This is a genomic window from Streptomyces sp. NPDC046900, assembly GCF_040644975.1.
In the GTDB taxonomy this organism is placed as follows: Bacteria; Actinomycetota; Actinomycetes; order Streptomycetales; family Streptomycetaceae; genus Streptomyces.
The window spans coordinates 115,588-125,834 of the sequence record NZ_JBEYXD010000021.1 but is presented as its reverse complement, the minus strand read 5'-3'; the positions used below and the strand labels follow the sequence as shown (position 1 = coordinate 125,834).

Sequence of the window (10,247 nt, the reverse complement as noted above, 5' to 3'; positions counted from 1 at the left end):
CGGAACAGCCGCCCGCGTAGGAAACGCCGCAGCCCGCGACGGTATACCTACAAGGGAACTGATCGGGTGGCATCCCAACACGGGATGACTCTTAGTCGGACTCCGTGGTGTAAGCGTGCAGCCCGATCAGGAGGCCGGCGGGGTCGAGGATGTAGCACCCCCGTCCGACCCCGGGAAGGGTGAAGGGTTCCACAACGACCGTGCCACCGCCCGCGGTGACGCGCTCCAGGCTGTCCTCCAGGTCGGTCACGCGGATGACCGGGATCGCGCGCGGCTGCCCGTCGCGTGACGGCATGACGCCCGTGTCGATGCCCGGGCCGTCGCCGTGCGGGGCGACGAGGTAGTCCGGCGCGGCGAAGGGCTGGAACTGCCATCCGAACACATCCGAGAGGAATCGGTTGGTGGCCTGGAGGTCGGGGCTGTTCGGTTCGACATAGGTGACGGGCTGGTTCACGGGGTTCCTTACGGGTTCTGGCCGGTGCGCAAAGCGGGTGCTTTGTCGTGCCGGACTGCCACGTCCGTCGCCCAGTGGGCGATGGCGTGGAGCGGCTCCGGATTGAGTTCGTGCCATCGGTTCCGGCCCACGAGCGTGGTGTGGACAAGATCCGCGCTTTGAAGGATCTTCAGGTGCTGGGAGACGGCCCGGACGGCTGATGGGCAGCAGATCGGCCAGCTTCCCAGTCGTCGCGGGTCCTTGCGCCAAGCGCGCCGGGATCCTGCGACGCGAACCATCCGACACCGACACTGGCTTCGGGTACGGCCCCCTGTCCGCGCCGCCGCCCCGTGGGGGACCCGGTCTGCCGGCGATGGGGGCCGCCTCCGGTCCCGCCTGTCATGCCGGGCCGGCCGATGCTCCGTAGATGTGGGCCAGCGCGGCAACGGTCTTTGCGATCAGTGCCCTCAGCTCTGTGGGGGCCAGGACCTCGGCCTCCGTGCCGAGGCGCAGCAGCATGCCCGCGGCGTGCTCCACGGACTCGATCGGGATGACGACCTGAACTCGGCCGTCGGGACCTGGTGGTCCGGCGGTGTCGTGGGCCGCGCGCACCACCGCCGGTTCCATGAAGTCGGGCAGCTGTTCCATGATGTGCGGTGACAACCGCACCACTGCTTCGCCCTGGTAGCGGCGTGCGTCGAACTCCTCGAGATACGACCCCCAGTGCGCGGCCAGGTCGAAGTCGTGGGGCCGGTCGAAGTGGTCCTCCAGTGTCCGGATCCGCAGGATCTGGGAGATGCGGTAGGTGCGGACGGAATCCGAATGGCTTGCCACCAGGTACCAGCGGCCGGCTTTGAGCACCAGCCCGTAGGGCTCCAGCGTCCGGGTCACCTCCTGGGGAGCTTTCCAGCGGCGGTAGCGGATCCGGATGCGCTGCTGGTGCCATACCGCGTCGACCACGGCAGCCAGGTGAGGGGTGGGCTCCGTTCGGGCGTACCAGCCGGCGGTGTCCAAATGGAACCGCTGCCGCAACACGCCGGTCCGGTCGCGCAGTTCGTTGGGCAGCGCGGCCATCAGCTTGAGCTGGGCGGTGGCGAGCACACTGCCCAGGCCGAGGTCGGCGGCCGGCCCGGGCAGTCCCGCGAGGGAGAGCGCCTCCGCCTCTTCGTGCGTCAGTCCGGTCAGCCGTGTCCGGTACCCATGCACCAGCCGGTAGCCGCCGTCGTGCCCTGGGTCGGCGTAGAGCGGGACTCCGACCGCGGCGAGCGCCTCCATGTCCCGGTACACGGTGCGGACGGACACCTCCAGCTCGTCGGCCAGTTGCTGGGCGGTCATGCGCCCGCGGTCCTGGAGCAGCAACAGGACGGACAGCAATCGGCTCGCACGCATGAGGCGAGTCTGCCGCACTTCCCTGACATCAGGTGTCAGGGAAGTCTGGCTAGGTTTCCCGCCGGACCGCACATTGAGCACACGAGAGACAGCAGAGGGCAAGGACGCATGCACTCCTCGATCAGCCGCAGAACCGGCACCGGCGACCCCGGCTTTCCCGTGGGCACCCGCGGTGTCACGAACCGGCCGCTCGCCGCGCCGTCGACTGGACGCACTGCGAGGGATGAGTTTCCGGGCACCGCGCCGTGTCACGGCGCCCTGTTCGACGCGGCCGCCGCGCTCGGCGAGATCGCCATACCCACCAAGCGAGTCACCGGCCTGACGCTCGGGCTGGTGGGCTTCCGCCGCAACAGTCAGGTTGCGGCATGACCGACGGACTGGCCACGCGCGAAGTCTCGGCTCAGCCGGTCGGGCGGCTGACCGTCTGGCAGGGAGCCGCGCTGTACATCGGCGCCGTCCTCGGTACGGGCGTGATCGCTCTCCCCGCGCTGGCCGCTCGGGCTGCCGGGCCGGCGTCTTTGCTGGCCTGGCTGGCGCTCGTAGTGATGTCGGTGCCCCTCGCCGCCACGTTCTCGGCCCTGGGCGCGCGATACCCGGACGGCGGCGGAGTCTCCACCTACGTACGGCATGCCTTCGGGGCACGGGCCGCGGCTGCGGTCGGCTGGTGCTTCTACTTCGCCGTACCGGCGGGGGCTCCGGCGGCGGGCATGTTCGCCGGCGCGTACGTGACGAGCGCCCTCGGTGGCGGTCAGCGGACGACGACGGCAACGGCGGTGGCACTGGTGATCGTGGTCGCCACGGCCAACTGGTTCGGTGTGACCGTGTCCGGCCGACTGCAGCTCGTGCTCGCCGTGCTCCTCGTCACGCTGTTGCTGGCCGCCGTGCTTGCGGCACTGCCTCACGCCCACGTCGCCAACCTGCGGCCGTTCGCGCCGCACGGCTGGCTGGCCATCGGTCCGGCGGCGGCCTTGTTGGTCTGGAGCTTCGCAGGCTGGGAGGCGATCACCCACCTCGCCGGGGACTTCCGCCATCCGGCGCGGGACCTGCCCCGAGCCACCGGCATCGCGGTCGTGGTCGTCGGCGTTCTCTACCTCGCGGTCGCCACCGCCGGCGTGATGGTGCTCGGCCCCGCCGCCGGCACGACGGACGCCCCGCTCGCCGAACTGCTCGCCCTCGGCATCGGTGGCACCGTCCGGGTACTGGCCGCTGCCGCCGCAGTCCTGCTGACCCTCGGCACGATGAACGCCTATTTCGCCGGCGCCGCCAGACTCGGTGCAGCGCTCGGCCGTGACGGCGCGCTGCCGGACTGGCTGGCCCGAGGCGCCAGTGTCGGCGAGGTGCCACGACGCAGCCTGGCCGTCGTCACTGCGCTGTCCGGCCTCGCCCTCGTCACCACGACGGCCGCAGGCGTCGGCCCCAGCCCACTCGTGCTTCTCACGACCGGATCGTTCGTGACTGTGTACGCGTTGGGAACGGCCGCGGCCCTACGGCTCCTGCCGCGCGGCAGCCTGGCCCGCCGCGCCGCATTCCTTGCCCTCGTCGCAGTCTCCGCGCTCCTCGTCATGACCGGCTGGTACCTGCTCTGGCCGCTGGTCGTCACCGTGAGCGCGCTGTGTTACCTGCGCCGACGCGCCCGTGCCGACGGTCGCAAGGCGGGAGGACCAGGACAGAGACGCGTGACGCCGCGGCACACGGGTGACGTTCCCGGCGAGCGCTGATCAGGTGGGGCGCGCTGCTGAGCGGCAGGGGTGTCGACGAGGAAGGCGACGTCTGGGCGGAACGACGTCGCCTTGGCCGTTGACGAAGGCGACATCGAGGGGCTGCCCGATGGAGCGGGTGCGGCGCAGAGCGGAGGGGCCTGCCGGGCGCGGCATGTGCGTGTCTCCCCATTGCTGCAAGTCTGCAAGGACGAGACCGAGGTCGCGGCCGGCGGCGGTGAGGCGGTAGGCGTCGCGGGGGCGGCTGCCCGGCTCCTGGTAGAAGCGGGTCTCCAGCACCCGGCCGACACAAGCGTCTTCAGACGGGCGCTGAGGACAGCCGAGGGGCCGGTCGGGCCGCACCGCATGGCCGCCGCGCCGGCACACCTCTCCCCTGGAGACCGTCACCTGGAGCGGTACGCGGGGTGGAACAGGGAGCATGCGGCCGCGCCGACGAGCGGTGTGGCGCTACGGCGCGCCGCCGCTGACGAGAAATAGGTTGTGCCTGTGCAATTCGCGATCTCGATCCCACAGTTCCACGCGGATGGTGAGTTCGATCCCGCCGCGTTCCGCACCTATCTCACACGGGTCGAGCAGTTGGGCTTCGACAGCGCCTGGACGCAGGAACAGACACTGGGTTTCAGTCCGCAGCTCGGACCGATGGAGACCATGACCTACGCCGCTGCCTGCACGGAGCGACTGCGTCTCGGATGCGTCGTCTTCGTGTCCACGCTGCACAGTCCGGTGCACTTGGCCAAGAGCATCAGTTCGCTGGACCAGATCAGCCGAGGCAGGATCGAGGTCGGCTTCGGTACGGGCGGCAAGCAGCGGCCGTTCGCGGCTTTCGGTGTCGACCAGGAGCGTTACGTCGCGCGCTTCTGGGAGGGCGTCGAGCTGATGACCCGGCTGTGGCGCGACGACCGGGTCGATTTCTCCGGCGAGTTCTGGCAGTTGACCGACGCCGGCATGGAACCGAAACCGTTCCAGAAGCCCTCCCCACCGGTGTGGTTCGGCGGGAGCGGGCGCATCGCGTTGCGACGCGCCGTGACGAGTGGCCTGTTCAGCGGCTTCTTCGGTGCGGGACAGGTCCAGACGGCGAAGTTCGCCGATCAGGTCGAGATCGTACGGCAGGCACTGGCCGAGTCCGGCAGGCCGACGGATGACTTCCGTATGGCGAAGCGTATCTACATCGCGCTGGACGACGATGCGCAGCGGGCCCGCAACCGGATCAACGCTGCGCTGGCCGCGCTCTACATGAAGCAGTCACCTGACATCGAGGCCGCCGCGATCGCGGGAACGCCAGGGGAATGTGCACGCCAGTTGCGTGACGTCGTCGCTGCCGGCGCGGAACTCATCTTGTTCACGCCGCTTTTCGACCCCGTCGAACACCTCGAACGGCTGGCCGCTGAGGTCATCCCGGAACTTGCTGCGTCCGGCCACGGTTCCGGCTGAGGCAAAGGGGATCGACGCCGGGTGGGCCGCCTACGGCAACGCGTAGGCCCGCCTGGTGGCCGCGCCGAAGAATACCCGAGCGGCCACTGACAGGTTCCTGTTGCCCAAGCGTGGGCGCATTCCAAGACGACGTCCAGCCATACCTCGTCGTTCATCTCGCCGTTCACCGGCGTGAATAGCGTCTCGGATCATGGACAACCGTCACAACAGCGCCGCAGGCATGACGCGACGCGGGCTCATCGTCGGCGCTGTCGCCGCCGGGCTCGCCGCGACCGGCAGCGGCGTCGCAACCGCCAGTACCGCCCAGGCGAGCAGACCCGGGCAGCTCGGGGACGCCCCCGCCTCCCCCGTCGCGGCGTCGAACAAGCGATTCGGATACACAGTTCCGACGTACCAGACGACCATACCCGGGGAGTCGGTCGAGGCCGATCGGGTGGACTGCCCCGTGGCACCCGGGATCGTCCTGACCTCCTTCGACACCTTCGGCCGTACCGGCTGGATGCGGGTCCATGTACTCAACGCCGACCTGACCGACGAGTCGGTCGGCGTGGACCTGATCGCCGACAAGGTGAGCGAGGCGCGGCCGCTGTCGCGGGCGGCCGGCGCCCAGCATGCGGTCGCCGCGGTCAACGGTGACTACTTCAACATCACCGAGACCAACGCGGCCGAGGGGCCGGAGATCAAGGGCGGCGAGCTCCGCAAGGGCACGAACCAGTCGTCGACCGTCGCGGCGATCGGAGCGGACCGGGTCGCCCGGCTCGCCGATCTCATGCTCACCGGTACGGTCACGGTAGCCGGCACCCAGCGGCCGCTCGCCGCGCTCAACTCGTCCACCGTGCCGGCCGACGGCGTCGCCGTGTTCACCCCGCTGTGGGGGCCGGGCGACCGCACGCTCATCCACGATGCGGGCCCCTACACCGAACTCGTCGTCGTGAGCGGCAAGATCACCTCGGTCAACAGCAGGATCACCGATACGGCCGTACCGGACGGCGGTCTGATCGTCCTCGGTCGCGGCGCCGCCTCCGGCCAGCTGGCCACCGCCCGGCCGGGTGACACCGTCACCGTAGGGTTCAAGCCGCGGAGCGACACGACCGCCGAGCTGCGCATGGCGCTCGGCAGCGGGTCGGTGCTGGTCCGCAACGGTGCCGCGATCGACTTTCCGCCGAGCACGGGCAACGACGCGCCCAAGCCCCGCACGGCCATCGGCTGGCTGGACGGCGGGCACAGGCTTCTGCTGGTCGCGGTCGACGGCTCGGCGAACTTCTCCCCCGGCCTCAGCTTCGACGACATGGCCAAGCTCATGGTGCGCCTCGGCGCCACCGAGGCATTCATGCTCGACGGCGGCGGCTCCACCGAACTGGTCGCCCGACGGCCCGGCGACGCCGGGGCGGGAGTCATCAACACTCCGTCGGACGGGAACGAGCGGCCGGTGCCGAACGGCGTCGGCCTGTTCGCGCCGCAGGGCTCGGGCACCCTACGGGGACTGGACGTACGCCCCCAGGCCGACCGGGTGGTTCCCGGTCTCACCCTGGACGTTGCGGTCGCCGGTTACGACGAGACGTGGGCACCCGTCGCGGTCGACAAGCAGCCGGTCAAGTGGACGGCCGAGCCGGGCTCGCTCGGCAGGGCGCGAGACGGCGTCTTCCGCGCCAAGCGGCCGGGATCCGGGACGCTGCGCGCCCGTTCCGGCTCCGCGGACGGCGAGCACGAACTGCGCGTCGTCGGCGATCTGCACCGGTTGGCCTTCACCCAGCGTGCGATCACCATCGACCCGGACGCGACGGCGCACGTCAGGCTCACCGGGTACGACGCCGACGGATTCGACGCACCGGTGGCGCCGCGCGATGTGACGCTCGACTACGACAAGTCCGTGATCACAGTGAAGGCCGAGTCCGACGGAAGCCTCGCCATCACCGGCGGTTCGGACGCGGGCGGCAAGGCGGTGACCCTCACGGCGACGGTGGAGGGGGTGACGGCCAAGCTTCCGGTGACGGTGGGTCTGATCGATGTCTCGCTGGCCGAGTTCGAGCCGGCCGAACGCTGGACGGCGGCCTCCGCCCGGGGTACCGCGTCGGTCGCCTTCGTCGCTGCCCCGGACCGACCCGGCGCCGCCGCGGACAACCACGCCCTGCGGCTCACCTACGACTTCACCGGGCAGTCCAGCACCTCTGCGGCCTACGCGGTGGCCGGCGCCGGTCCGATCACGCTGCCCACCGGGGCGAAGAAGCTCGCGCTGTGGGTCAACGGCGACGGCCAGAAGCACTGGCTGCGCGCCATGATGTCCTCGCAGGGCACCACCAACGTGCCGTTCACCTTCGCTCTCACCGTCGACTGGTCGGGCTGGCGCCGGGTCGTCGGCGACATACCCGCCGGCTTCTCGGAGCCCATCACGCTGCAGCGTGTCTACATCGCCGAGACGTCGCAGACCAACAAGAACGCCGGCCAACTGGAGTTCGACGCGCTCGCCGCGCAGGTGGGGCAGCAGGCCGACACCAGTGAGCCGCCGCAGCCGGATCCCTACGTGGTCGAGCAGGGCGGCGTCCCTGAGGACCGGTGGACGTTCGCCGTCCTGTCCGACCTCCACATCAGCGCGGCCGCCGGCCTGAACTCCTTCTCGGGGCGGCAGGCCGGCATCGCGCTGGACCAGGCCGTGGCCGGCAAGCCCGACTTCATCCTCATCAACGGCGACTTCGTCGACAACAACACCCCCGCCGACTTCGAGCTCGCCAACGGACTGCTGCGCGACCACGTACCGAGCGACCTGCCGGTGTACTGGACGCCGGGCAACCACGAGGCCGGCCTGTCGGCGACCGGCGGGCTCGAGGCGTTCCTCACCGCGACCGGCCGTCCCAACCGGATGGTCTTCGACCACAAGGGCACCCGCTTCATCCTGCTGGACTCCCACACCGGCGACATGCGGACGTCGGACTGGGACCAGGTTCCGCTGCTGCAGTCCGAGTTGGCGAAGGCGGCGAAGGACTCCTCGGTCACCGGCGTCGTGGTCTCGTTCCACCACCCCCTGCACGACCCGTCCGGCGCCGCGGCCTCACAGCTGTCCGACCAGCTCGAGGCGGACCTCCTCAAGCGCTGGCTGGCGGACTTCCGGGAGAACTCCGGCAAGCCGATCGCGCTCTTCACCGGTCACGCGCACACCGCGTCGGTGACCCGCGCCGACGGTGTGCTCGAGGTCACCACTCCGGCTGTGGGCAAGACGCCGTACAGCTCGCCCGACCAGGGCGGGTTCTTCGGCTGGATGCACGTCGGAGTCGACCGGCGGCCCGCTCGGGTGAAGGCCGGGCAGCCCAGCCCGGAAACCCGGGACTGGCTGCAGGCGGAGAGCCGGCCGCTGATCGACAAGATCGAGCTGTCGGCCCCCGACCAGGTCGCGGTGGGCCACTCGGCGACGGTCTCCGCGACGGGCATCACGAGCGAATTCGGCCTCAGGTTCCCGCTGCGCTTCCCCGCGACGGTCACCTGGGGCGGCGACTCCGGGCTCGTCGTCGTGGACTCGGCGTCCGAGGCGAAGCGCGCCGAGGGGAGGCCGAGGACCCTGGCCGTGCTCGACCTCACGTCCGGCACCCTGACCGCGGTGCGGCCCGGGACGATCACCCTCACGGTCACCTCGGGCGGCCAGACGGCCTCGGCGACCGTCACGCTCGCCTAGGCCATATTCCGGATCTGACAGTGCTCGCGCCCCGCAGCAGTGATGTCTTCGCTGCGGGGCGTGGGGCGCTCTCAGGTGGGCCACAGGATGGCCGCGTGCCCCTTGTCGTCGGGCGGTCACCCGCGGGCGATCAGTACAGGGAACTGGCTGCACCCGCTGCCGAGTTGATGTGGGATGCTGTTGATCGCCAAGTGCCGTGGCGGTCGTCGGGAGGAGCGCGGCGTGGGAGAGAACGGCCTGCGGGCTGAGGACATCGACACCACCAGGCCGCACCCCGCGCGGATCTACGACTATCTGCTGGGTGGCAAGGACCACTATGAGGTGGACCGGCAGGCCGGCGACGAACTCGCCGCCGCGGCGCCCGAGGTGCGGATCGGCATGCGGGCCAACCGCGCCTTCCTCCGGCGCGCAGTCCGCCACGTGGTCGGCCACGGCGTCCGCCAGATCCTCGACATCGGCACCGGGCTGCCCACCTCTCCCAACGTGCACGAGGTCGCCCAGGAAGTGGCACCCGACACGCGCGTCGCCTACGTCGACAACGATCCGATCGTGAAGGCCCACGCCGACGCGCTGCTCGGCCACTCCGGCACGACCGGCACCGTACTCGCCGATCTGCGCGATCCGCGGTCCGTCGTGGACCATCCCGACGTCCGCCGAGTGATCGACTTCGGGGAACCGGTCGCCCTGCTCCTCGTCGCCGTCCTCCATTTCCTCACCGACGCGGAGAAGCCCGGGCAGGTCGTCGCCACCCTGTGCGACTCGCTGCCGGCGGGCAGCTTCCTGGTGCTGTCGCACGCCACGGGTGACTTCGCCGATCGCAGCAAGGCCCAGGCCGTCTACAACAGGGCCAGCGCCAGCCTGAATCTGCGCTCCCACACGGAGGTCGAGCGACTCTTCGACGGCTTCGAACTCGTCGAACCCGGCCTGGTCCAGGTCCCGTTCTGGCACCCGGACACTCCTCCGCCGGCCAGATCAGGCGAGATCGGGTTTTACGGAGGTGTCGCCCGCAAGACGGGCTGACCTCGTAGGCCGCCGCAGCGTGCGGCCGCCCGGCAGCGGACTCCGCCTCCCCCACGCACTGTGTCCGCACGGGATCGCGGACGTCACCTGGCGGGCGGGTCCAGGACGTCGACGGGCAGTGTCTCCTCGGTGGCAGCCCAACTGGCCCGCAGTTCGAGGGCGTCTGCGTCGGAAGAGCCCGGTTCCGCGCTCATGACCGTCAGGCTCAGTGAGGGTTCCGCGGGCAGTTGCATGGCGTCGAAGGCGAGGGTGAGGTCGCCGACGACGGGATGGTGGAAGTGCTTCAGCCCGCTGTAGTGCATTGTGCCGGGCCCAGGCGGTACGGAAGTCCTCGCTGCGGGTGACGAGTTCGCCGATGAGATCGGTCAGGCCCTTGTCGTGCGGAGTGCCTGCCGGGCGAGGAGCACTGGCACGGCGCCGCCCCCGACCACTTCATGACCCACATCGCCCTGTGGGAGACCGACGAGGTCGACTGGCTGGAACACCTCACCGACAGCGAGTACGGCGGCCCGCGGCGCAGCACCCGCGCCTGACCGGCCCGGACAGTCGGCCCGGCACCGCACCGGGCGGACCGCATGAGGAAGCCGGGGAG

9 protein-coding genes and 1 pseudogene are annotated in these 10,247 nt (G+C 70.5%); 7 read left to right on the top strand and 3 right to left on the bottom strand.

The annotated features are described in order from the left end of the window. Positions 1–91: 91 nt before the first annotated feature. Together ABZ904_RS22145 and ABZ904_RS22140 are read right to left on the bottom strand one after the other, a co-directional pair. Positions 92–454: a VOC family protein gene (locus tag ABZ904_RS22145; protein ID WP_359398529.1), complete on the bottom strand. Its 363-nt coding sequence runs from the start codon at positions 452–454 to the stop codon at positions 92–94. A gap of 378 nt (positions 455–832) precedes the next feature. Next, positions 833–1,822: a WYL domain-containing protein gene (locus ABZ904_RS22140; protein ID WP_360995450.1), complete on the bottom strand. Its 990-nt coding sequence runs from the start codon at positions 1,820–1,822 to the stop codon at positions 833–835. Between the two features lie 108 nt (positions 1,823–1,930). Between ABZ904_RS22140 and ABZ904_RS22135 the strand changes: the two genes are divergently transcribed. From ABZ904_RS22135 to ABZ904_RS22110, 6 genes are all read left to right on the top strand, one after another. Next, entirely contained in the window at positions 1,931–2,191 is a 261-nt protein-coding gene (locus tag ABZ904_RS22135; protein ID WP_360995447.1) for a hypothetical protein, read from the top strand. Continuing rightward, complete coding sequence (locus tag ABZ904_RS22130) at positions 2,188–3,540, top strand: amino acid permease (RefSeq protein WP_360995444.1); 1,353 nt, start codon at positions 2,188–2,190, stop codon at positions 3,538–3,540. The genes ABZ904_RS22135 and ABZ904_RS22130 overlap by 4 nt, the downstream gene beginning before the upstream one ends. Before the next feature lie 72 nt (positions 3,541–3,612). Beyond that, positions 3,613–4,017: a hypothetical protein gene (locus ABZ904_RS22125; protein WP_360995441.1), complete on the top strand. Its 405-nt coding sequence runs from the start codon at positions 3,613–3,615 to the stop codon at positions 4,015–4,017. Between the two features lie 9 nt (positions 4,018–4,026). After that, complete coding sequence (locus ABZ904_RS22120) at positions 4,027–4,971, top strand: LLM class flavin-dependent oxidoreductase (RefSeq protein WP_359398519.1); 945 nt, start codon at positions 4,027–4,029, stop codon at positions 4,969–4,971. Positions 4,972–5,161: 190 nt separating this feature from the next. Further along, positions 5,162–8,635: a phosphodiester glycosidase family protein gene (locus ABZ904_RS22115; RefSeq protein ID WP_361825176.1), complete on the top strand. Its 3,474-nt coding sequence runs from the start codon at positions 5,162–5,164 to the stop codon at positions 8,633–8,635. 222 nt (positions 8,636–8,857) lie between these two features. After that, the gene (locus tag ABZ904_RS22110) at positions 8,858–9,655 is read left to right on the top strand and encodes an SAM-dependent methyltransferase (protein ID WP_361825174.1); all 798 of its coding nucleotides are present in this window, start codon (positions 8,858–8,860) and stop codon (positions 9,653–9,655) included. Positions 9,656–9,738: 83 nt separating this feature from the next. Here the strand turns inward: ABZ904_RS22110 and ABZ904_RS22105 are convergent, their stop codons facing one another. Continuing rightward, complete coding sequence (locus ABZ904_RS22105) at positions 9,739–10,017, bottom strand: hypothetical protein (RefSeq protein ID WP_359398537.1); 279 nt, start codon at positions 10,015–10,017, stop codon at positions 9,739–9,741. A 24-nt stretch (positions 10,018–10,041) separates the two neighbouring features. On the opposite strand from ABZ904_RS22105, the pseudogene ABZ904_RS22100 reads away from it, so the two are divergent. Continuing rightward, positions 10,042–10,188, top strand: a pseudogene (locus ABZ904_RS22100) (cupin domain-containing protein); the annotation flags it as partial. Positions 10,189–10,247: the final 59 nt, after the last annotated feature.

Coding starts and splice junctions, on each gene's coding strand:
- ABZ904_RS22140 (WP_360995450.1), bottom strand. CDS start 1,822: ATGCGTGCGAGCCGATTGCTGTCCGTCCTGTTGCTGCTCCAGGACCGC.
- ABZ904_RS22115 (WP_361825176.1), top strand. CDS start 5,162: ATGGACAACCGTCACAACAGCGCCGCAGGCATGACGCGACGCGGGCTC.
- ABZ904_RS22130 (WP_360995444.1), top strand. CDS start 2,188: ATGACCGACGGACTGGCCACGCGCGAAGTCTCGGCTCAGCCGGTCGGG.
- ABZ904_RS22135 (WP_360995447.1), top strand. CDS start 1,931: ATGCACTCCTCGATCAGCCGCAGAACCGGCACCGGCGACCCCGGCTTT.